Below are 22,292 nucleotides of genomic sequence, written 5' to 3' on the forward strand. Positions count from 1 at the left end.
TTTTTATGATTAATATCTTCAAAAATAAACTATTAATACAGATCATCCAGTTTCAGGCGCAGATATTTCATTACGGAGCGGTGAGTGCTCAACAATGAGATAGCGATACCAATAACCAGCATTCCCAGGAACAGCAGGCCAATCATCAGGTTGTCGCGCATGCCGGTCAGCTCTGGCAGTACTTTGTCTGCGAAGGACATAATGGCCAGAAGCCCTGCAATAGCGATGATACCGCTGATGGCGCCGTTGATAATGCTGCGGAGATCAAATGGTTTGGCAATAAACCAGCGGGTAGCTCCTACCATTTGCATGGTTTTTATCAGGAAGCGGTTGCTGAACATTGCCAGACGGATGGTATTATCAATTAGGAAAATCACCGCCAGACATAGCACCCCACAAATGATGAGGATGATCATGCCGATACGCTGAACGTTTTCGTTGAGTTTATTTACCAGTACGCGCTGGTAGGACATCTCACGAACGATCGGCTGCTGTGACAGGGATTTTTCGATGACATTGAGACTATCAGCGTTTACATAGTTAGCATTAGCTTTTATGTTAATGCTGGCGTATAAAGGATTGTATTGAAGCAGATTGATAAAATCTTCCCCGAATTCCTTTTTAAAGCGCTCGGCGGCCTTATCTTTCGAAACATATTCGATAGATTTAATATATGGCTTCGTAGCGATGGAGTCGCGGAGAGCAATCGCCTGATTCTCTTTTACATTATCTCTTAAAATAACCTGTACTTCAATACTTTCTTTGAAGTATTTGCTCAGCTTATTTGCGTGTATCACCACCAATCCAAGAGTTCCCAGGAGGAATAGTACCAGGGCCACTCCGACGATGGAGTACAGGTAAGATGGTTTAGACTTCTTTGCTGATGATCTTCCTGATTGCGCCATTAATCTGTAGTTTATCCGGCGAAAATAATAAAAATTAGTAGTTATGTGTTTAATTTTGCCTTCCAACACTATCGGTTATAGGCAGCATTCTGAACGGCAATATAAAAAGTTGTTTGTGTTTGACATTGCTGTATTAATGAATTTAACATTATTTTGCTAAACTGGCTATCGCCGATATAATATTAAAATTTACTTTGATAACGTGGTTAGGGCTGGATGTATTGTTTATATCCGCTAATTAATCACTCATCTGCAACCAATATGGAATACAATTTCAGGGCAATTGAAAAAAAATGGCAGGAACAGTGGGTCAACACCCACGCCTACCGTGTAAGCAACGACAGCACGAAGCCCAAATGTTATGTGCTGGACATGTTCCCATACCCTTCCGGTGCAGGACTACATGTTGGTCATCCACTCGGGTATATTTCTACGGATATCTATTCTCGCTATAAAAGACTAAAGGGCTTTAATGTCCTGCATGCAATGGGTTATGATGCTTTCGGTCTGCCGGCCGAGCAATATGCCATTGAAACTGGCCAGCATCCAGCCGTTACCACTGCTAAAAACATACTTACCTTCCGCGAACAGCTGGATAATATTGGTTTTTCCTTCGACTGGTCCAGAGAAATCAATACCAGTGACCCATCTTATTATAAATGGACACAATGGATTTTCCTGCAGCTGTTTGAAAGCTGGTATAATCGTAGCACCCAAAAAGCAGAAGGTATCAACAACCTGACTGCCATCTTTGAAAAAGAAGGGAACGCACATCATACCTGCCCTGGCGACCGTAGCATACAATTCACTGCAGAACAGTGGAAAAGCTACTCAGAAGCAGAACAGCGTGAAATCCTCATGCAATACCGCCTTGCGTTCCTGGCGTATGCAGAAGTTAACTGGTGTGCCGAACTGGGTACCGTACTCGCCAACGACGAGGTTATCAACGGTGTGAGCGAGCGTGGTGGCTTCCCTGTAGTGAAAAAGAAAATGCGCCAGTGGTTCCTGCGTATCACCGAATATGCGAACCGCCTCCTCGAAGGACTGGAAACAGTAGAGTACAGCGATGCCATGAAAGAAATGCAACGCAACTGGATCGGTAAGAGCCAGGGCGCTGAAATTAAATTCGATATTAAAAACTCTGCTGATAAAGTAGAAGTATATACCACCCGCCCTGATACCATCTTTGGTGTAGACTTTATGGTGATAGCTCCAGAACATGAGCTGGTAGCCAAAATCACTACTCCAGAGCAACAGGAAGCGATCAATACCTACCTGGATTATGTACAGAGTCGCTCTGAACGTGAACGTATGGCAGATGTGAAACAGGTAACCGGCTGCTTTACAGGCGCCTATGCGATCAATCCTTTTGATGGTCGTGAAATACCTGTATGGATCGCGGAATATGTGTTGGCCGGTTATGGTACCGGTGCTATCATGGCCGTTCCTTGTGGCGACCAGCGCGACTTCAGCTTCGCGAAGCACTTCAACCTGCCTATCACCAACATTGTTGGCGATACTTTCAACGGCGAAGAAGCGAATCCTACTAAAGATGCTATCCTGCAAAACAGTGGCTTCCTCAACGGGGTCGATATGCGTAAAGCTGCTGATATCGTGATCGATAAACTGGAAGAAATGGGTATCGGTCGCAGACAGGTAAACTTTAAAATGCGTGATGCAGGGTTTAGCCGTCAACGTTATTGGGGTGAACCTTTCCCTATCATCTACAAGGATGGTATCCCTTATGGCATGGATGCGAAAGATCTGCCTGTGGAATTGCCCCATGTGGACCATTATAAGCCAGGACCTGAAGGAGAAGGGCCGCTGGCTAATATCACCGACTGGGTAAATATTGCACCTGGCGTTAAACGCGAAACCAATACTATGCCTGGTTATGCAGGTAGTAGCTGGTATTTCCTGCGTTATATGGACCCACACAATGATAAAACCTTTGCCGACCGTTCCATTACTGATTACTGGAACCAGGTAGATTTATATGTAGGCGGTACCGAACATGCAGTGGGGCACTTGCTGTACTCCCGTATGTGGACAAAAGTACTCTTCGACCTGGGCCTGATTGGTTTCAATGAACCATTCAAACGCCTGGTAAACCAGGGTATGATACAGGGCTCGTCCCGTTTCGTTTATCGTGTTCGTGGCACAAATGAATTTGTTTCTCTTGGTCTGAAAGATAGTTATGATACAGATCCTATCCACGTAGATGTTAACATCGTTGACGGCGTGGTACTGGATGTAGAGAAATTTAAAGCCTGGAGAAATGAATATGCTGATGCCACCTTCATTCTGGAAAACGGGCAATATATCTGTGGTCAGGAAGTAGAGAAGATGAGTAAACGTTTGTTCAACACCGTGAATCCTAACGACCTCGTTGAGAAATATGGTGCTGATACTTTCCGCATGTACGAAATGTTCCTTGGCCCGGTAGAACAGTCTAAACCTTGGGATACCAAAGGTATTGAGGGTGTTCACCGCTTCCTGAAGAAGTTCTGGCGCTTGTTTATCGACGAGCAAAAAGGACTGATCGTAACCAACGATAATCCTACACCAGAAGAGCTGAAAGTATTGCATACTGCAATTAATAAGATCGACAACGCTACCAGTAGCTTCTCTTTCAATACAGCAGTAAGTGCGTTCATGATCTGCGTAAACGATCTGCAAACGCTGAAATGCAATAAACGTAGTATTCTTGAGTCGTTGCTGATACTGCTGACGCCTTATGCACCACATGTTGCAGAAGAGCTGTGGCACATGGTGGGTAATGCAGATAGTATCCTGGATGCACCGTATCCTGTTTACAATGAAGCATATACTAAAGAAAGTAGCTTTAACTATCCAATTGCCATAAATGGTAAAACCAAGACAGAACTGAAGTTGAGCCTGGATCTTGAAGAAGCTGCCATTCATGCTGCTGTTTTGGGTAATGAAAATGTACAGAAATACCTGGAAGGTAAAACGCCGAAACGTATCGTTATTGTGAAAGGCAAAATGATCAATCTGGTAGTTTAATCTTTTCGACATTGAAATAGTTGAGGCCATCTCTTTGCGGAGATGGCCTTTTTCGTTGATTTCCTGGCTGAGTCCTATAACGGGCAAGCCTATCCGTGATTGTTTACGATAAAAGGCCTATATTTATTAAGCCCTTTACGGCATCCCTATTATGTTACAGGATGTTTTACAACTACACCAGTCTGCTTTTCAACCGGTAATCCAGCTGCTGGATCCCGCAGAATCCTTGATGGCAATGGATTTCACCAGAAATAATACCATGCTGACCATGTCAGTGCTGGAAGATCTGGACCGTTTCTGCAGGTATATCGATACTACCCTTAGTGATAATGGGTATAGACTGGGCATAGGCGGTTATGCGGAACACCGTACCATTTATGCGGTGAGTCCGCATTTTGATGCCGGAGAAGAACCAAGGAGACTGCATTTGGGCATTGATGTATGGGGGCTTGCAGGAACGCCCGTTTTTGCCCCGTTAAATGGTCATGTGCATAGTTTCCGTTTCAATGATCACTTCGGAGATTACGGCGCCACAATTATCCTGCAACATCAGCTGGATGGTTATAGTTTTCATACATTATATGGGCATCTCAGCATATCTAACTTACAGGGACTATACGAAAACATGCCCGTTACTGCAGGTCAGCAACTGGCCTATTTTGGATTACCTCCCGAAAACGGCGGTTGGCCACCACATCTCCATTTTCAGGTGATTGAAGATATTGGTAATTACCGGGGAGATTATCCCGGCGTTTGTCGTTTTAGTGAAAAAGATAAATACCTGCGCAACTGTCCAGATCCTGATATACTCCTGCAACTCAATAAACATATCCGTTAATAAAACTTAACAGATTACATTTCCCGCCAACTTGTATTTTTACGAGCTAAATCGATATAGCAATGAAGAAAGCAATTATCTCCTGCCTGTTGTCATTGTTTGCCGGCAGCCTGCTTGCGCAAATACCGCTACATGTGATGACGTTCAACATTCGTATGAACACTCCTGACGACAGCCTGAACGCATGGCCTTACCGCAAAGACAAAGTAGCTGCTACGGTTCAATTTTATGATGTCAGCACATTAGGCGTACAGGAAGCGTTGTACGAGCAAATGCAAGACCTTCATCAGTTATTACCAGGCTATAAATCTATAGGTGTAGGCCGTGATGATGGAAAAAAAGGCGGTGAGTTTTCTGCTATATTTTATGACACAACGCGTTTGCAGGCCTTAGATCAGCAAACATTCTGGCTATCGGAAACACCTGCTGTTGCTGGCAAAAAAGGGTGGGATGCAGCTTGCAATCGTGTAGTTACCTGGGCGAAGTTTAAAGATAAAAAAAGCGGTAAAATCTTCTATCACTTTAATACACACTTCGACCACATGGGAAAAGTAGCCAGAAGAGAAAGCGCCAGGTTGTTATTACAACAGGTAAAACATATTGCGGGTATCTCCCCTGCGATTATTACAGGCGATTTCAATGCAACTCCTGATGACGAGCCCATTCGTATAGTCACTAACGTTAGCGACCCATTGCATTTAACAGATAGTAAGGAATTAAGTAAGGCGCCACATTTCGGTCCTGTGGGCACTTTCAACGGTTGGCATATTGGGGAAATGGAACCTGCTCCAATTGATTATATTTTCCTAAAAGGAAATATAAATGTATTGAAACATGCTACGATCTCTGAAAGTTGGGGTGGCAGATATGCCTCCGATCATTTCTCTGTGCTGGCAGAATTACAATTGAAATAACTAACTGATAAGCGCAAGTCCATAACCCATGCGGGTTATGGACTTATTGCTCCTTTTTATTAGTCATGTGTATGTTCTACAGACATACTGCTTTCCAATGCACCTTCCAGTTTGTTGTGAACATTGGTGTTTACATCAACATTGATAGTAATCTTAGACCCGTCGAAAGATCCGGTGAAGTCTCCCACCTGAAGTTTACTAATAACGAGATCCATAGAGATTTGCAGTTTTCCTTTCCAAACAATACTGCTGTCAGTTACGACAACATCTTTGCCTTGTGCTTTTAAGTCAATGCTTCCAGACAATTGGATATCCATAGGAATATCTTTGCCTTGCCATGTCAGACGGCCTTTCAGAATAACGGCCGGATCTTTTTTGTCGCCTTGTACTTTGGCAGTAACCTTCACTTGTTGGTAGGTTCCTAAAGGAATTTTGATTGCACCGAGTTTGCCAGGAATTGCCAGCAGATTGATATATCTGTCTGTTGTCATCTTGAACTCAACCTGATCTTTTCCACGCTTAGCATCAAAGCTAATTTCTTTCAGACGTGCAGTTGCAGTATCCCAGGTGATATCAAAACCTCCACTGGTTTTAGCCATGGAAGCATCGCCTGTAATAGTGGCCAGTCGGCCTGTTGCATCCGCTGAAAGTGAGGTGGTTGGTGTGATAGCCTCAAGTTCATAGTTGACAGCAGCAGCATTTTTTTCATCAATCTTCGGTTGATCCGGCTGCGTCATCTCGGAATTACATGATGCGAGCATGAAGGCTGTAATGCCAGCTGCAGCGCAGAATTGAAGGATTCTGGTTTTCATTGTCGATATGGTTTTAATAAAATTTTTATAGGGCCAACGGGGGTAAAAATAAAGAAGAATTTTTGAATAACGTGCGTGCGGAGATTATTTTAAAAAGAAATATCCGATAACGTCAGACGTTATCGGATATTCATATGAAATGCAGTCTACTCTTGAGTTTGCTTGATTCGTGTAGGCGTATCCGTGCCATTAACGATTGTAGCGGAACTGGTCGCTATTGCCTGAATAATTGAAGTAATATTCGACATATCTAAAGTACTAATTTCATCTTTTACGGTATGATAAAATTCGTCTTTATCAATCTGTGTGGTAGAGATCGTATGAGCTGGCACTCCTAAACGGGCCAGGGTAGCATTATCTGAGCGATAGAATAAATTTTGTTCAGGATAAGGATCTGGATAGAAGTGGAACGTAGAGCCGTTGAGGTTACGTTGTAAAATAGTTCCAAAATCAGAACGTTCAAATCCAGTTATGAATGCGCTGTTCTTACCAAATTTGGACTCCTTACCTATCATCTCTATATTAAACATCGCCACAACCTTCTTCGGATCTAGCTTTCGAGAGAAGTATTGTGAACCATATCCACCCATTTCTTCTGCTGTAAATGCAACAAAAATCAGCGAGCGCTGCGGCTTAGTACCTTTAAAATAATTTGCCAGTTCTATTACAGCTGTAGTACCAGAAGCATCATCATCTGCTCCATTGGCAATACTATCGCCAGCTACAGCAGGCAAAATACCCAGGTGATCATAGTGAGAAGAAAATACTACATATTCATCAGGCTTACTACTGCCTTGTATCATAGCTGCAACGTTGGTGAACGAAACCGACTCAATACCACGATAGGCTTTCACCGTCCAGTTATCAGCTGCTGAAACCGCTTCTTTACTAACGACTACGGTTACACTATAAGGTGTTTCCATAGGCTCAATATTTTCAATCTCCTGCGGGGTATCATAATAACGTTGCGTAATATATTGCAGTCTTTCTTCCATATGATCTTCCAACATCGCAGGCGTCATAAACACAACTACGTTACGCTGTAATTTACTATTTGCGTATAGCCATTTACGTAACTCCTTAGGTTGTTGAATATATACCTCCTGATAGGTAGCGGTATCTTTTCCCCAGTCAATATTTCTCTCTTTACCTAAGACATAAACGGTGGCTTCTATTTGCTTTCCATTGACATCAACCGATGCAGAACGCTGTATCAGTCGGGCTTTCTTGAATTCCTGTTTATACGACATTGTTCCAGGAAGTGGCAACAGATTGAGTTTTGCGAACTCATCATTAATAAATTGAGCAGCCTTTAATGCACCGGTAGTACCAGGCTTACGGCCCATCATATCGTCGCTTGCCAGTGTGGAGACAATACGCGTAACATCTTTTTCTTTAATAACCTTCTGCGCATAGGAATGACCGACAGTTAAGGCAGAGGCGATAAACAGCAGCAATCGTTTTTTCATAATCAGTTGTTAGTCCCGAACAGGTTTAGTTTGCAGATTCGGGGAGATATTGTTGGCTTTACCAGTTCCTGCTGCCATATATTTTCTCATGATAGAGGAATAATTTTCCCCGAATACCAAGGGCAGCATTTTTCCATCTGGTGAAATTAGCACTTTAAATGGATATCCCGTAACGCCAAATCTGATGGCGGTTGCATCTCCTGAAAACGCGGATGCCAGTGTATATCCTTTCGTTTGAAGATATTTTTCGCTGGTAGCAGCAGCTTCATGACAGGCAATGGCTAATACTGCTGCTCCATTGTTATTTTGTTCCACCTGAGTGGCCAGGGCATTAAGTTTTGGAAGATCGGCACAGCATGGGGAACACCAGCTGCCCCAAAAATCGAGTAACAGCCATTTACCTTTATAGTCTGATAATTTATAGCGCTTACCGCCGGTCCCTTGTAGATCAAAGTCTGGAGCAACTTTCCACCTGTTAACAAGGTCTTTCCGTACAAATTCATCGAATGATTTGCCTGGATAATTCTTCTCATAAAACAGTTGTAAAGCATCGAGTTTGTCGTGGTCCATATCCTGTTGTTTCACCAGCATACCCAGTGCTACATCTTTTCTGCCTGTATTTTCGGCTACGGCAGTAACTTCCTCGAGATATTCTCCTTTTCCCTGGGTCATGGCGAGATCATAGAAGCATTTATTCAATTCTTCTTTTGTTGATGGCCCATCTGTAATAGTTTTAAGTAGATATTCAAATGCTGTTGCACTATCTGTGCCTTGGGTTGCCTGATATTTGCGATACCAGCAATCTGCCAGCAAGGCCTTATTGATGCTGATAACCTCCTTGTAGTTATTATCCTGACCAAGCATTTTTATACTGTCATTGAAGCTCCTGATACGTTGTATGGTGCCTTCGCGATAAGCTGCGGCGGCGGCATTCAAGCCATACTGCTGCATATGTTTTTCTATTAACGTTCTATATCTTGGTAATCTTCCGTAGATCATATCGTTTGATGTAAGGTTATCCAACTCGCGGGCATAAGCCGTTATCAGTGCAGTATCTGTTGTAGATACGGCGCTATTCATCAGTGACAAAGCTCTCAGTTGGCTTTTAATATTGGGAATATTGGATATCAACAGCTTGTTCAGCAATATCGTATCAGCGGCATATCTCTCCTTTTCTACAGGCTCCTTACCTTCCTTTCCATAGATAATTGACTGACAAAAGGATTCTTGAAGGAATGAACTACGAAAACGATTATTCATTACTTTAATGATCTTCACAATTGAATCTGCTGGTATATGCAGGCGTTGATCTGCATCACTTATCTTGTTGAAAAGATGAGAGGGTTCACCTTTTAGCAAATCTATCGGCATGGCAGCCAGTTCATCATAATATTCCGGCGAATCCATGTGTTGCAGCAAGCCTACTCTTTTCTGCCGATAGGTATTTCTTTTCCCATATATAGGATTGTTTGCATTCAGAAATGCTCTTACGCGAACACTATCATCCTCGCGTGCTTGTTGCAGCTCCAGCATGTCCCAGAGCATAAAAGCATACTTATCGTCAAATCGTCCCTTTATACTTGTGAGCGGCAGCTCTTCAATCTTTGTTTGTTCAGTGGACTTGTTACTCAACAGTATATTTGCAAATCGCCACATACCGCTGTCTGGTCTTAGCAGATATTCACTTAGATTTTGATTTATTTTTCTGCCCGCTGCTAGTTTAACACGCAGGCTATCAGCATTTTCACCAAGGTATGAAAGGGAGCAGTCTTGCTCTACGGTAAAGCGTTTGCCTATCATGGGTGTATAATAGTAGAAGTTGAAACCATAGAAGGGGCTTTCATCCAGGCTGTCTGTATCAAATATTTCAGGCACATAATCTTCACCGTATATGGAACGTATTTTAACCCGGAGCAATGTAAGATCTGCTACCGTATGCGCTTTCGTTTGTTCATGAAAATCTGCTCTGAAATAAACTGTGAGCAGGTTAATATGATCATCATAACTATAATCATTCGTGATCTTATAAATAACCGATTTGGGGTCTTTTTGGGCAAATGCAGCTGTTGCCAGAAAGAACATGCAACAGAGCAGGAGACTTGGTTTCATTGTTACTTTGGTTGGTTATTATAAATATAATTTTTAGCAGCTTATATAGTAGGGGCTGCCTATGAATATTTGCGTACTTTTGGGAACAATAGATATGGCTGATCAACCTTTAAGACCAGACGAAACCAAGCTCAGTAACACTGAGAAAGAGTTTGAGAACAGTATACGTCCTCGGGAAATCATCGATTTTTCGGGTCAGGACCAGATTATAGAAAATTTAAAAATTTTCATTAAAGCTGCCAAGTTACGTGGAGAGGCCCTGGACCATGTGCTTTTTCACGGTCCTCCGGGATTGGGGAAAACTACCCTGTCCAGGATCGTAGCCAATGAAATGGGAGTGAACATCAAGGAAACATCCGGCCCGGTCATTGAAAAGCCTGGCGACCTGGCAGGTTTGCTGACTAACCTGGAAGATAAAGACGTACTGTTTATAGATGAAATACATCGGTTAAGTACCGTAGTGGAGGAGTATTTGTATTCTGCCATGGAAGATTTCCGTATAGATATCATGATAGAATCAGGTCCTAGTGCCCGTTCTATACAGTTAAACCTGTTGCCTTTCACTTTGGTGGGCGCTACTACACGGAGTGGCTTACTGACAGCGCCTTTGTTATCGCGCTTTGGTATTAAGAGCCGCCTGGAATACTATAATGCAGCCACCTTAGAGAAGATCATCTGGCGTGCGTCTGGCTTATTAGGTACAAAAATTACTTCCGATGCAGCTGGAGAAATTGCCCGCCGTTCGAGGGGTACCCCACGTATTGCCAATGGCTTGCTGCGCAGGGTGCGTGATTTCGCGCAGGTAATGGGTAATGGCGTTATCGATCTGGAAATTGCACAATTCAGTCTGAAAGCCCTGAATGTAGACGAATACGGCCTCGATGAGATGGATAACCGCATCTTGCAGGTAATCATAGAAAACTTCAAGGGAGGCCCTGTGGGTATCACCACCATAGCTACTGCTGTAGGAGAAGAACCAGGCACACTCGAAGAGGTATATGAGCCATTTTTGATCCAGGAGGGCTTTATTAAACGTACGCCACGCGGCAGAGAGGTCACGGAGAAAGCGTATGTCCATTTAGGTAAGACCCCATTCAGAGGAGGAAATAACTTATTATTTTAAGGATATTCATTAATAAAGAGAGCGCTGGGCCTATGGTCCAGCGCTCTCTTTTTGGATTGGCCCTGAGGACCAATCCAAAAAGATAAGAAAATTATTCTTTCACCACTAGTCGGAACCCATTACCATGGATGTTCACGATTTCGATGTTGCTGTCATCTTTGAGATAGCGGCGCAGTTTAGCGATATATACGTCCATACTACGGCCATTGAAGTAAGTGTCGCTGCCCCAAATTTTCTTGAGAGCCAGTTCACGCGGGAGCAAGTCATTTTTATGCTCGCATAGCATGTGTAGCAGTTCATTTTCTTTAGGAGACAGTGTATGTGTTTCTCCGTTGCGGGTGAGCGTACGGAGACGGGAGTTGAACTCGTAAGAAGAGATTTTGAATTCGTGTTGTTCTTCCTCTTTGTTATGCAGCTCCTGGTTACGTTTCAGGATAGCTTTTATTTTGAGGAGAAGCAGTTCGCTATCAAAAGGTTTGGAAATGTAATCATCTGCTCCCAGTTTATAGCCCTGGATGATATCTTCCTTCATGGTTTTAGCAGAAAGGAAGAACAGCGGAATATCCGGATCTACATCACGGATTTCTTCAGCCAGCTTAAAGCCGTCCATGTTAGGCATCATGATGTCTAGCAGGCAGATATCAAATTTTTCACGACGGAAGGCCGCCAGCGCGAGGATACCGTCTCTGCAGAGCTCCACGTCATAATCATTTAACTCCAGGTAATTTTTCAGTACCATACCGAGGTTGGTATCATCCTCTGCCAGTAATATTTTCGGTTTACGTTCTTCCATAATCATAAAGGGTTGATTATAACAAATATAAATTTTTTCTGCGGCATGGAAGGTCGTAAAAATCCTGGTCCCGCCGGTCAAAAAAATTGTTAAAACTCCTGTAGTATTAGCTACATAACGCAAACCTATACACGAAGGTTGAATTATTATCGGGCTTTAAGGAGAGAAGAGAAAGGATATCTGAGGTTGCTGAAATTGATCATATCTACCACTACGCTACCTACGGAAATAGGGCTTTCTATGCGCAGGGGCACCTTATTGGCATCATCGCTGACCCATACGGTCATTTTTTCACCACCTTCAAAAACGGTCCCTTTAATTAGCAGGGGTTTGAATTTGATGGCGCGGAAGGTGCCAAATTTCGTCTTTATTTCTTCTTTACCGAGGTAACGGATATAGATATTGTAGACCTGATCATCGAGGAACATATTAAAGGGAATTTTATCGCCTTCACTGTATTTCCCGAAATCGATGTTCCGCATGTAGTAGATGGAGCTGATGATATCCTGTATACAAGGCGGAACGGTGTACGTGCCGGTGGTGCTGATCGCCTGGTGGCCGGCCTGGTTAAATACGACGTTATTGAGGATTTTATAGCCTCCTTCATTTACGTTACGAACAAACTTAAGTGGCTGCATGGTAGCGGTATCCAGGTAGGTTTCGTAACGATCGCGGACCTTGAAGAACCAGTCGTAGGCTTTATAGGTTTTGCCATCACCTACGATATGATATACATCTCTGTTGGCGAATCTTTCGAGGCCTACGTTGAAGGTAGCTTCTCCGGCGCCAATATACATTTTGCCGAGGTTATAGAATACTTTGAGGGTGATAGACTCACCCACTTTGAAGCTGGTGTTTCGGATAGAGCAGAAATCAGTCTGCGCTTTAACGGGGCATATACAGGTCAGGCCTAATAAGATAAGTAACAGATACCTCATTGCAAGAATCTATTTTTCCTTGATAAATTTTACCCCCAGCAGGAGAACGGTTCCTGCCAGTGCAGGCAGAACCAGGTTAACTAACCAGATTCCACCGGTTGCCGCCAGAATGGCTACATCGTTGGAACTGAGCAAACCGAGGAAAAAGATACTTACTTTTCCGCGAACTCCAAGTTCTGCTATGGCAATGGTGGGTACTACGGCCATTACCAGGTAAATTACGCTGTTGAGCAGGAATCCCTGCCACCATAAAAACTCCATTCCCAGTGCGTCGAGCAAAATCAAATACTGTGCCGAGAAGACCATGTATCGTAGTGCGGAAAGCAGCAACAGATAACGGAGTTCGGCTGATTTGTAGTTGCCGATTACCTGCACATATTTTGTGAATTTATGCAGGAATTTTACGCGCTTAAATACAGACAGAATAATTTGTAGCCTAAAATATAACAATATCGTCAGTGAGCAAATAACTATGATCGCAGCCAATACAATATTTCCCCAGAAATCGGGAGCCAGCCACCTGGAACCGCCTCTGGGCGCGAGACTATGAATATAATAGAAGAGTCCAATTAACCCAAAGATAACAGTCACGATGAGCTGACTAAAACTTCCTACAATAGTAGCAGCAATAGCTTTCAGCTTATTTTCGTCCTGGAGGTACAGGACCCGTCCACCGTACTCGCCTATACGATTTGGCGTATTGATCGATACAGAAACGCCGGAAAGGATAGCACTAAACGCCCGGATAAACGAAACGCGCTCCAGTGGTTTCACCAATACTTGCCATTTGCGTGCTTCAAATCCCCAGTTGAATAACATCAGAACTAAAACAAGGACAATGCCTGTCCAGCCTTTCTTATCAAGGGATTCACGCATTTGTTCCAAGGACTCGCGAAGGTTCTCGCGATGCGTTATCTGCGTATACAGCGAATAGGCCAGCCAGATGAAAAGCGCACCGCCTACTACGTAATTGAGAATTATTTTGGTACTTTTGTTCAGATATTAAGTTTTCGCAAAAATAACCTGTGGTTGGCAAACAAGGCAAAAATAATTCTGGGAATAGATCCTGGTACGCTCGTAATGGGATATGGTCTTATATTAACAGAAGGCAAAAAGGCTAGTCTCATTGAGATGGACGTAGTAAAACTATCCAAGCATAAAGACCATTACGAACGATTAGAGATGATACACAACAGTGTACATAACATTATCCAGCAACATAAACCTCATTGTTTTGCAATTGAAGCTCCATTCTTCGGTAAGAACGTACAGAGTATGTTGAAACTGGGAAGAGCACAGGGAGTGGCGATAGCTACCGCCATGCACGCCGGGCTGCCAGTAAGTGAATATTCCCCGAAGAAAGTTAAGCAGTCTGTAACCGGCAATGGTAATGCTGATAAGGAGCAAGTATGGCTTATGTTACAACGTATACTGAAAATCAACAGTCGTCCTGATTACTTTGATGCGACCGATGCACTGGCTGTTGCAGTATGTCATTACTATCAGGAAAGCAATCCCCTCGCAGGTCTCACAAAATCAAAGGGATGGGACGAATTCCTACGACAGCACCCCGACAGGATAGTTCGATAAGAAAAGCATATTTCATAAATCGGGAAATTGTAGTTACTTTGTTGAAATTCGAAATCATCCTAAATTAGAAGCTAACAGGCCATTTTTCTGCAAAATAGCTTCACTATGAAAAATGACCTTCACCTGTTATGCCGCATTTGCATAACTATATTTTTATTTTAATCAGCATCAAGCAGATATGAAAGCAAGAATCTTATTGGTGGAAGATGATCAGTATATTGGTGCAGCAACGAAGAAAAGATTAGAAGAAGCAGGCTACGATGTAGTGCATAGTATAGACGGACAAGCCGCCTGGGAACAATTCCAGTTACGCACTTTTGATATCTGCCTGCTGGATGTCGTAATGCCTAAAAAAGACGGACTTGCCCTTGCTGAGCAGATTCGCAGAGTGAATGATCACGTTCCTATTTTATTTCTCACTTCCAAAAACGAAAAAGAAGACCGTATCAAAGGTTTACGTACCGGGGCAGATGATTATATCAGCAAGCCTTTTAGTATGCAGGAACTGATACTTCGTATCGAAGTATTCCTGAAAAGGACCCGTGGCCACAACCCAGATAAAGTCAATATCTTCCATATTGGTCGCCTGACATTTGACTATGAAGACTTACGCCTCTATAATGAAACAGGAGAAATCTCCATATCATTAACACAAAAAGAAGCGGAACTACTACTCTATCTCTGTAACAATCCCAACAAAACATTGAAAAGAGAAGATATCCTTGCCAATGTATGGGGTAAGGACGATTATTTCCTGGGCAGAAGTATGGATGTATTCATCACAAAACTCAGAAAGCATTTCAAATCAGATCCGCATATCAAGCTGGAGACACTCCATGGCGTAGGATTCCGCTTCAATGTACCCTTGAAGTAATTATAAGCGTGCTATAATTGCCTGGCGTATTTCTTCAAACTCATCAACAGATAATTTCAATTTGCTGCGGGAAAAATTCATGTCATCCGCTGAATTAATCGGGATAAGATGCATATGTGCGTGAGGCACTTCCAAACCTACAACACTCACCCCTATACGATTACAAGGAATTACCGCTTCAATGGCATGGGCGATAGGCTTTGCAAATACTAACCATTCCTGCAGCAAATCATCAGATACATCAAAGAACTTATCCGTCTCCACTTTCGGTATAACCAATGTATGGCCCTTCACCAGCGGGAAAATATCCAGGAAGGCATAGAAATGATCATTCTCAGCAATTTTATAACTAGGTATTTCACCACGGATGATTTTGGAGAAGATGGTCATAGTTTAACGTTTAACAGATTTTTCTAGAAGAAATAAAAAAAGGCTTTGCGATTGCAAAGCCCTGTAAATATCGTTAAAAAGCCAGTGTATTATGCACTGATACTTTCAATTTTAAAGTTAATTTTCCCAGTAGGAGCCTGAACTTCCGCTACATCACCAACAGATTTACCCAGTAAACCCTTACCGATAGGTGAAGTCACAGAAATTTTGCCGGCTTTCAGATCCGCTTCCGTCTCTGAAACCAGCTGATAAGTCACTGTTTTTTTATTCGCGATATTGGTGATAGTCACCTTACATAATATTGAGACTTTAGAAGTATCAATGGAATCAGCCTCCACTATGCGCGATGTTGCAATTGCATTTTCCAGCGTAGCAATCCTTGCTTCATGCAAACCTTGTGCTTCTTTGGCGGCATCATATTCGGCATTCTCTTTCAAGTCACCCTTTTCTCTTGCTTCTGAAATGGCCTTGGCAATTTCTGCACGCCCCTTTGTTTTCAGGACGCTCAGATCATTCATCATCTGATCAAGGGTTTCTTTCGTAACATAGTTTATGCCAGACATAACCTGCTGTTTTTTTATGGTTATAAGAAAAAAAAATCAACGCCCCCACTTGCATGGAAGCGTTGTTTTCTGGTACTATAGCAAATATAATGAATTTTTTGGGAGAAAAAAATTTACTTTCCGTTGTTTAAATATGTTGAAAATCAACAATTTAAACAACAGAATGCAGTACTCCCCCGAGGGGTCTATATGATATTCAGCTTCTCCAAAACAACACGTGGCATTCTGATACTTGCCTCGTGACTGTAACCTGCTATATGAGGCGTCAGTACTACGTTCTGAGCATCCAGGAAATACTGTAACTGCTCTTTATCTTCGGCTGAATAGGTATTCAATTTTTCATTTTCCAATACATCCAGGCAAGCGCCACGCACCTGACCATTCTCCAACGCTGCAATCAGATCACGGTTATTCACCAGCTTACCTCTCGCAGTATTCATAAACCAGATTGGATGTGCAAAGGATTCAAAAAAGGCTGCATTAGCCAGATGCATCGTCTCAGGTGTCAGTGGCAAATGTAAGCTAACTATATCTGCCTGCTGATAAACTTCTTCCATACTCACCTCACGCACATCTCCAGTACCAAATCCTGTTTTGTACTTATCGTGTGCAATGATATTTACATCGAAGCCTTTGAGCTTACGTGCAAAAGTACTACCTGTATGACCAAATCCAATAATCGCTATCGTTTTTCCTCCAAGCTCCCATGCCCTGTTGCCATCACGCTCCCAGATACCTTTACGAAGTTCCAGGTTGCTTTTCAGCACGTTGTGCATCAGCGTCAGCAACATACCCACGGCCTGCTCTCCTACCGGATCACGGTTACCTTCAGGACTGCTTACACAGTGAATACCCTTGCTTTCTGCATATGGTACATCTATCAGCTCCATGCCTGAACCCAAACGGCCAATCCACTCCAGCTGACGTGCATGATCAATAATATGTTTATCGACTCTGATACGTGTCGTAACGATCAGGCCTACACATTCCGAAATAGCAGCATATACTTCTTCATAGCTGATATTCGGTTCATATATCACTTCAAATCCTTTAGACTGCAACTGGTCTGTAAGATACGGATGTACTTTAGCGGTAATTAATACTTTCCTGCTCATATCATCTTATGTGTCAATGCTGCAAAATCCGCCACAGTGAGCTCTTCTGCTCTTTTACTGAAAATAGGGTCCTGCAGGGTTTCTTTTGTAAATAGCGGTTTAAGTGGATTCCTGAGCTGTTTGCGACGCTGTCCGAATGCAGTTTTCACCAGCACCCGGAACTTTCTGTCCGATATCACATCGGCTGGTTGTTCCAGCCTGGTCAATCTGATAACCCCTGATTTTACCTTAGGAGGAGGATTGAAACAGTTTTCGTGAACATCAAACAAGTATTCGATCTTGTAATATGCCTGTAACAGCACACTCAGGATACCATAATCCTTGTTGCCATGACCGGCGGCGAGGCGCACAGCCACTTCTTTCTGGAACATACCCACTACCACATCCACCTGTTCGCGCCAATCCAGCACTTTAAACATGATCTGTGTAGAGATATTATAAGGGAAGTTCCCGATCAGCCTGAATTGTCCTTCAAAAGGCAGCTCAGCATCCAGTATACTGATGTTGATCAGCTTACCCTTGATGGCAGGATAGGTCTTCTCCAGGTACTGGACCTTTTCAGTATCCAGCTCAATTGCTTTGAATTGAATGCCTGGGATTTCCAACAGGTATTTAGTGATGGCACCCCCACCAGGGCCCACTTCCAGCACTTGCTGGCCTTCTGTTACAGGTAGCGACTCAACAATCTTCCGGCAGATATTTTCATCTGTAAGGAAATGCTGGCCTAATGATTTCTTTAGTGTATACATGACTAGTCCGCAAAGATAGCTAAAAGGTAATTAATCAGGGGCAAAACAGGTTTGCTGAAACCTGTCAGCTTTCACTTATCTTTGTCCATTATTGACGCTTCATAAAGCAAGAGTACTCCCAACATGAACAAACCGGTAATAGGCATCACCGTAGGTGATATAAACAGTATTGGCGCAGAAATTATTATCAAAACCTTTCTGGACAACAGAATGATGGAATTCTGTACTCCGGTGATCTTCGCGTCCAATAAAACCATCAACTTCTATCGTAAGTTGATGAATGAAAATAATTTTAACTATCAGTCTATCAAAGACTTCACCCGTCTGAACCACAAACAGGTGAATGTTTATAACTGCTGGGAAGAAGAAGTACAGATCACTCCTGGTGTACTGAACGAAGCTGGCGGTAAATACGCTGCCCGCGCCCTTGAAGTAGCCATCCAATGCCTGAAAGATGGTTCTATCGAAGGTTTGGTGACTGCTCCTATTCATAAAAACAATATTCAGAGCGAAAACTTTAACTATACCGGCCATACGCCATACCTTAGAGACGCCTTTGAAGCCAAAGACGTACTGATGTTTATGACCGCCGATAACATGCGTGTAGGTCTGCTCACGGAACATGTTCCGCTCGCACAGGTAGCAAGTTATGTTACGAAAGATAACATCCTGGCTAAATTGCAGTTAATGACCAACAGCTTGGTAAAAGATTTCGGTATCGATAAACCACGCATCGCAGTACTGGGCCTCAACCCACATGCCGGCGATGATGGCTTGATCGGCAAAGAAGAAATTGATCAGATCATCCCTGCTGTCAAACAGGCGAAAAGCAATGGGATCATGGCTTTCGGGCCATATAGCGCGGATGCTTTCTTTGCCCGTGAAATGTATGCCAAATTCGATGGCGTACTGGCAATGTACCACGATCAGGGACTGATTCCTTTCAAATCCCTGGCTAATGGCGAAGGTATCAACTATACTGCAGGACTCTCCATCGTGAGAACCTCTCCTGACCACGGTACCGCCTTTGATATCGCTGGTAAAAATATTGCCGATCCTTCTTCTTTCAGACAAGCGATTTTCACCTGCCTCGATATTATTGAGCAACGTGAACGATATGCTGAGAACACCAGAAACCCACTCAAGAAAACTGAGCTGGCTTCTGAATAATCGCTATAATCATCTTCTTATAAAAACAAAAAAGACCGGCATAACCGGTCTTTTTTTATTGATTCATCATTCCTACCTATTGGTCTTATTTTACATTGCTCAAAAGACCTTTTGCATAACCTTCTCCCCATACAGGATCCAGTGTAGTAGCTGGTTTGAAGGTGCTATATTTTTGTAATGCGAGTTCCAGTAATTTTTTACCACCTTCTTTACTTCCACCAAACTGCTCTGGCGTATAGATCAGTGACTGACCTTGCAATAAGTATACACGTGGATTTTCAGGATTGAAAGCTTTACCTTCTTCCAGTAACTGTGCTGCCATTGGGCCATACTTTGCTGCACGCTCCATTGGATTCACTGTGAGTCTTGCAGTAGCGATCAGTGATTTGATACAGCTGATCTCAGAGTTTTTAGGACTCAGTTGTTCTGCCAAGGTCAGGTCATTTTCTGCCTGATCAGCCATAGCATCTACTTTTGATTTATCCTGTTGCATTAAAGCGCTCATGATATTGCAATACGCAGCGTAGTAATAAGGCTGCCATTGTGATTTTTCAGCATTGGCAATTCTTTCGAAAACATTTGCTTTCTGTTGTAATACATCTGGCTTAAAGGTGGAACTACTATCCAGGTCGCTAATATTTTTGGTCATTGCATCCTGGTATTGTGAACTTTGCGCCATAGTAGCGGTTGTAACACCTGCAATCAATAATAAGGATAAGAAGATACGTTTCATATAATTTGTGTTTTTATGGGGAGATATTTAAAGATTATAAATTGTTAAGTACGTCCTGACGTCTGTCTATACCGAAGTTCATAAACAGCCCGAGGTAAATGAATCGTGGTACATTTGGCACCACTTCACTCCTACGCATTCCATCAGTAGAATAATGATAACCGAATACCTGTTTGTTACCTAATACGTTGGTAACCTGGAAAACGATGATGGTAAAGGCTTTGCGGATCGAAGTAAGATAACTGATGCTGGCACCTACTGAATTATAATCGATCGTTTTTTCAGACATGAACTTACTCACCGGCAAATTAGGATTGTAATAAGGACGGCCACTGGCAAAGCTGTAGGTCAAACCGAAATTCGTGCTAAGCTTTTCGACGAAATACTTACCCACCAGGCTGGCGGTATGATTGGCCGCAAAGTCAGGCTGCACCTGGAAAGGATAATTCAGATAGTTTCTTTTTGTATCTAGATAAGAATAAGACACCCAATAATCCAGGTTACGGACGGTTTTCTTATCTCTCCAGAATAACTCTACTCCTTGTGCATAACCGGTTCCATCGTTGTTATAGTCAGGCACTGTCTTTACCAGGTTATGATATTTTTTATAGAAAACCTCTGTACGGAAGGTGCGGAACTCGCTCACATACTGGTAACTGGCGATATAGTGTGTTGCTTTCATATAGTCCAGTCCTCTGTCGAAGCGAATATATTGCGGCTCTGGCTTTTGGTAATAGTCGCCATAAGCAAGCGTAAACTGTCCGTTGGCACTCACTTTATAAGACAATGACACACGAGGTGCCAGATTGGTCTTTGCCAATACAGAAGTATATTCTGCGCGGCCTCCGATACGTGCTGCCAGACTAGGTGTGAAGTATACGTCTGCTTCTGCGAATGCAGCAGTATAATTATCTGTGTAAGTCAGTTTATTGTTATTGAAAGCGGCAGATTCCTGTGCATATTGATATTCTCCACCAAAGCGTAATGCACTGAATCGTCCCAGACCTTTCGTGAGCATTAGTCTTGTTTGGGTGAGATCAGATCTTACTTTTATACCAGTAGGATAAGGAATTTTAGGCAAGGTATCAGTTGTGATACGATCGTAGTTAGTACTCCAGGATGCGCCAGCATAGAGTCTCCAGCCATTACCGATCTTATCTTGATAAGTCAGGTTCGTATAGGCGTTATTGTTTCTCATCTGGTAAGATTCCTGGCTACCTGGATATTCAATGCTGTTATTTGTAAAGCCCATTTTGCTCCAGTTGGCATAGCCATAGAATTTGAGCATACCTGTTTTAGAAGTTTTGTGACGGAAGTTTGCAGAGGTGCCGATGATTTCCGGGCCAAGATTCACTTCCTGCTTGGGTTTCACTACGCCGAAGTAAGGCGCCAGGTTAGTATAGTCTGCTTCTACACCGTAGGATGTTTTTTTGTCTTTAGAGAGATTATCCAACCCAGCATTCACACCGATAACAGATACACCAACAGAAGACGAAGATCTTGTAGGCAGGTCCTGTGATTCGAGGATCAGCGCAGAGGAAAGCCCCTGGCCATATTGGGCAGAATAGCCACCACTACTGAAGGTTGTTCCTTTGAACAGGAAAGGTGAAAATCGGCCACGGCCTGGCATATCCGGTAATCCACTATAGAAGGGATTGCGCACCAGCATACCATCGATGATGGTTTGTGTTTCATAACCTGTACCACCACGCACAAAGAGGCCTTCTTTATCATTCGTTTGCTGCGTTCCTGGCAGTGTTTTGATCGCATTCACAATATCAGCACCAGCACCTGCAGTAGTTACAATATCTAATGGTTTGAGTACTGTATTTTTCTTTTCATCACTGGCTTCAAAGCTGCCACTGGAAATGGTTACCACTTTCAGATTATTGGAACCAGTTTTCATGATGATGTTCAATTGGTCTGCAGAATCTGCAGGAACTTTCATTTCCAGTGGTTGATATCCTGGTAATGTAGCGGTAATAGTGATGACTCCTTTATTGGAAGTAACAAATGAAAACGTTCCTTCTTTGGTGGTGGTAGCACCGTCGTAAGAATCTTTAACAGCGATATTTACGCCAGCCAGTGGATGCTTTTTAGTATCTGTAACCTTACCGCTGATTTTGGCTTGTGCAAAGAGCAGTACAGGTGAAAATGTCATTAAAAGTAGCAATCGACTA

Annotated in this window: 20 protein-coding genes; 7 read left to right on the forward strand and 13 right to left on the reverse strand. The window is 42.9% G+C overall.

The genetic code is table 11. The annotated features are described in order from the left end of the window. Positions 1-32: 32 nt before the first annotated feature. Positions 33-905, reverse strand: coding sequence for a cell division protein FtsX (locus ACE38W_RS19675; RefSeq protein WP_375833597.1), 873 nt, complete (start codon positions 903-905; stop codon positions 33-35). Between the two features lie 261 nt (positions 906-1,166). Here ACE38W_RS19675 and leuS point away from each other — a divergent pair, with 261 nt between their 5' ends. From leuS to ACE38W_RS19690, 3 genes are all read left to right on the forward strand, one after another. Further along, positions 1,167-3,932 (forward strand): leucine--tRNA ligase, encoded by a 2,766-nt coding sequence (leuS, locus tag ACE38W_RS19680; RefSeq protein WP_375833599.1) that lies wholly within the window; start codon positions 1,167-1,169, stop codon positions 3,930-3,932. Positions 3,933-4,083: 151 nt separating this feature from the next. Continuing rightward, positions 4,084-4,770: a peptidoglycan DD-metalloendopeptidase family protein gene (locus tag ACE38W_RS19685; protein ID WP_375833602.1), complete on the forward strand. Its 687-nt coding sequence runs from the start codon at positions 4,084-4,086 to the stop codon at positions 4,768-4,770. 62 nt (positions 4,771-4,832) lie between these two features. Beyond that, on the forward strand, positions 4,833-5,684 hold the full coding sequence (locus ACE38W_RS19690; protein WP_375833604.1) for an endonuclease/exonuclease/phosphatase family protein: 852 nt from the start codon (positions 4,833-4,835) through the stop codon (positions 5,682-5,684). Between the two features lie 59 nt (positions 5,685-5,743). Here ACE38W_RS19690 and ACE38W_RS19695 read toward each other — a convergent pair whose 3' ends face one another. The 3 genes from ACE38W_RS19695 to ACE38W_RS19705 form a co-directional block, all read right to left on the reverse strand. Beyond that, positions 5,744-6,496 carry a hypothetical protein gene (locus ACE38W_RS19695; protein WP_375833607.1) on the reverse strand — a complete coding sequence of 251 codons (753 nt, stop codon included), beginning with the start codon at positions 6,494-6,496 and terminating at the stop codon, positions 5,744-5,746. Positions 6,497-6,642: 146 nt separating this feature from the next. Further along, entirely contained in the window at positions 6,643-7,965 is a 1,323-nt protein-coding gene (locus ACE38W_RS19700) for a M28 family metallopeptidase (RefSeq protein ID WP_375833609.1), read from the reverse strand. Between the two features lie 9 nt (positions 7,966-7,974). Next, complete coding sequence (locus ACE38W_RS19705; RefSeq protein ID WP_375833612.1) at positions 7,975-10,074, reverse strand: TlpA family protein disulfide reductase; 2,100 nt, start codon at positions 10,072-10,074, stop codon at positions 7,975-7,977. A 94-nt stretch (positions 10,075-10,168) separates the two neighbouring features. Here ACE38W_RS19705 and ruvB point away from each other — a divergent pair, with 94 nt between their 5' ends. Then, a complete protein-coding gene (gene ruvB, locus ACE38W_RS19710; protein WP_375834314.1) occupies positions 10,169-11,197 on the forward strand; it encodes a Holliday junction branch migration DNA helicase RuvB in 1,029 nt (342 codons plus the stop codon). A gap of 91 nt (positions 11,198-11,288) precedes the next feature. Here ruvB and ACE38W_RS19715 read toward each other — a convergent pair whose 3' ends face one another. The 3 genes from ACE38W_RS19715 to ACE38W_RS19725 all read right to left on the reverse strand — a co-directional run bounded on the left by ACE38W_RS19715 (position 11,289) and on the right by ACE38W_RS19725 (position 13,909). Further along, positions 11,289-11,990: a response regulator transcription factor gene (locus ACE38W_RS19715; RefSeq protein ID WP_375833615.1), complete on the reverse strand. Its 702-nt coding sequence runs from the start codon at positions 11,988-11,990 to the stop codon at positions 11,289-11,291. A 146-nt stretch (positions 11,991-12,136) separates the two neighbouring features. Continuing rightward, the gene (locus tag ACE38W_RS19720; protein ID WP_375833617.1) at positions 12,137-12,928 is read right to left on the reverse strand and encodes a DUF3108 domain-containing protein; all 792 of its coding nucleotides are present in this window, start codon (positions 12,926-12,928) and stop codon (positions 12,137-12,139) included. A 9-nt stretch (positions 12,929-12,937) separates the two neighbouring features. After that, positions 12,938-13,909: a lysylphosphatidylglycerol synthase domain-containing protein gene (locus tag ACE38W_RS19725; RefSeq protein ID WP_375834317.1), complete on the reverse strand. Its 972-nt coding sequence runs from the start codon at positions 13,907-13,909 to the stop codon at positions 12,938-12,940. Here ACE38W_RS19725 and ruvC point away from each other — a divergent pair. Together ruvC and ACE38W_RS19735 are read left to right on the forward strand one after the other, a co-directional pair. Continuing rightward, positions 13,805-14,518 carry a crossover junction endodeoxyribonuclease RuvC gene (gene ruvC, locus ACE38W_RS19730; protein ID WP_375833620.1) on the forward strand — a complete coding sequence of 238 codons (714 nt, stop codon included), beginning with the start codon at positions 13,805-13,807 and terminating at the stop codon, positions 14,516-14,518. The two genes, ACE38W_RS19725 and ruvC, sit on opposite strands and share 105 nt — an antisense overlap. A gap of 178 nt (positions 14,519-14,696) precedes the next feature. Beyond that, a complete protein-coding gene (locus ACE38W_RS19735; protein WP_375833623.1) occupies positions 14,697-15,392 on the forward strand; it encodes a response regulator transcription factor in 696 nt (231 codons plus the stop codon). Here the strand turns inward: ACE38W_RS19735 and ACE38W_RS19740 are convergent, their stop codons facing one another. The 4 genes from ACE38W_RS19740 to rsmA all read right to left on the reverse strand — a co-directional run bounded on the left by ACE38W_RS19740 (position 15,393) and on the right by rsmA (position 18,209). After that, positions 15,393-15,782, reverse strand: coding sequence for an HIT family protein (locus ACE38W_RS19740; RefSeq protein WP_375833628.1), 390 nt, complete (start codon positions 15,780-15,782; stop codon positions 15,393-15,395). An 89-nt stretch (positions 15,783-15,871) separates the two neighbouring features. Next, positions 15,872-16,345 (reverse strand): transcription elongation factor GreA, encoded by a 474-nt coding sequence (greA, locus tag ACE38W_RS19745; protein ID WP_375833631.1) that lies wholly within the window; start codon positions 16,343-16,345, stop codon positions 15,872-15,874. 185 nt (positions 16,346-16,530) lie between these two features. Next, positions 16,531-17,460, reverse strand: coding sequence for an NAD(P)-dependent oxidoreductase (locus tag ACE38W_RS19750; RefSeq protein WP_375833634.1), 930 nt, complete (start codon positions 17,458-17,460; stop codon positions 16,531-16,533). Further along, positions 17,457-18,209 carry a 16S rRNA (adenine(1518)-N(6)/adenine(1519)-N(6))-dimethyltransferase RsmA gene (gene rsmA, locus ACE38W_RS19755; RefSeq protein ID WP_375833637.1) on the reverse strand — a complete coding sequence of 251 codons (753 nt, stop codon included), beginning with the start codon at positions 18,207-18,209 and terminating at the stop codon, positions 17,457-17,459. Before rsmA ends, ACE38W_RS19750 begins: the two co-directional genes overlap by 4 nt. Before the next feature lie 123 nt (positions 18,210-18,332). On the opposite strand from rsmA, the gene pdxA reads away from it, so the two are divergent. Beyond that, positions 18,333-19,379, forward strand: a complete 1,047-nt coding sequence (gene pdxA / locus ACE38W_RS19760) for a 4-hydroxythreonine-4-phosphate dehydrogenase PdxA (protein WP_375833640.1) — start codon at positions 18,333-18,335, stop codon at positions 19,377-19,379. Positions 19,380-19,464: 85 nt separating this feature from the next. Here the strand turns inward: pdxA and ACE38W_RS19765 are convergent, their stop codons facing one another. Then, positions 19,465-20,112, reverse strand: coding sequence for a hypothetical protein (locus ACE38W_RS19765; RefSeq protein WP_375833643.1), 648 nt, complete (start codon positions 20,110-20,112; stop codon positions 19,465-19,467). A gap of 34 nt (positions 20,113-20,146) precedes the next feature. Further along, on the reverse strand, positions 20,147-22,273 hold the full coding sequence (locus tag ACE38W_RS19770) for a TonB-dependent receptor domain-containing protein (protein ID WP_375833645.1): 2,127 nt from the start codon (positions 22,271-22,273) through the stop codon (positions 20,147-20,149). Positions 22,274-22,292 lie beyond the last annotated feature (19 nt).

Origin of the sequence: Chitinophaga sp. Hz27, assembly GCF_042263525.1 — a bacterium.
In the GTDB taxonomy this organism is placed as follows: Bacteria; Bacteroidota; Bacteroidia; order Chitinophagales; family Chitinophagaceae; genus Chitinophaga.

Coding starts and splice junctions, on each gene's coding strand:
- ACE38W_RS19705 (WP_375833612.1), bottom strand. CDS start 10,074: ATGAAACCAAGTCTCCTGCTCTGTTGCATGTTCTTTCTGGCAACAGCT.
- pdxA (WP_375833640.1), top strand. CDS start 18,333: ATGAACAAACCGGTAATAGGCATCACCGTAGGTGATATAAACAGTATT.
- ACE38W_RS19690 (WP_375833604.1), top strand. CDS start 4,833: ATGAAGAAAGCAATTATCTCCTGCCTGTTGTCATTGTTTGCCGGCAGC.
- ACE38W_RS19770 (WP_375833645.1), bottom strand. CDS start 22,273: ATGACATTTTCACCTGTACTGCTCTTTGCACAAGCCAAAATCAGCGGT.
- rsmA (WP_375833637.1), bottom strand. CDS start 18,209: ATGTATACACTAAAGAAATCATTAGGCCAGCATTTCCTTACAGATGAA.
- ACE38W_RS19720 (WP_375833617.1), bottom strand. CDS start 12,928: ATGAGGTATCTGTTACTTATCTTATTAGGCCTGACCTGTATATGCCCC.
- ACE38W_RS19715 (WP_375833615.1), bottom strand. CDS start 11,990: ATGGAAGAACGTAAACCGAAAATATTACTGGCAGAGGATGATACCAAC.
- ACE38W_RS19750 (WP_375833634.1), bottom strand. CDS start 17,460: ATGAGCAGGAAAGTATTAATTACCGCTAAAGTACATCCGTATCTTACA.
- ACE38W_RS19675 (WP_375833597.1), bottom strand. CDS start 905: ATGGCGCAATCAGGAAGATCATCAGCAAAGAAGTCTAAACCATCTTAC.
- ACE38W_RS19765 (WP_375833643.1), bottom strand. CDS start 20,112: ATGAAACGTATCTTCTTATCCTTATTATTGATTGCAGGTGTTACAACC.
- ACE38W_RS19685 (WP_375833602.1), top strand. CDS start 4,084: ATGTTACAGGATGTTTTACAACTACACCAGTCTGCTTTTCAACCGGTA.
- ACE38W_RS19700 (WP_375833609.1), bottom strand. CDS start 7,965: ATGAAAAAACGATTGCTGCTGTTTATCGCCTCTGCCTTAACTGTCGGT.
- leuS (WP_375833599.1), top strand. CDS start 1,167: ATGGAATACAATTTCAGGGCAATTGAAAAAAAATGGCAGGAACAGTGG.
- ACE38W_RS19695 (WP_375833607.1), bottom strand. CDS start 6,496: ATGAAAACCAGAATCCTTCAATTCTGCGCTGCAGCTGGCATTACAGCC.
- ACE38W_RS19740 (WP_375833628.1), bottom strand. CDS start 15,782: ATGACCATCTTCTCCAAAATCATCCGTGGTGAAATACCTAGTTATAAA.
- ACE38W_RS19735 (WP_375833623.1), top strand. CDS start 14,697: ATGAAAGCAAGAATCTTATTGGTGGAAGATGATCAGTATATTGGTGCA.
- greA (WP_375833631.1), bottom strand. CDS start 16,345: ATGTCTGGCATAAACTATGTTACGAAAGAAACCCTTGATCAGATGATG.
- ruvB (WP_375834314.1), top strand. CDS start 10,169: ATGGCTGATCAACCTTTAAGACCAGACGAAACCAAGCTCAGTAACACT.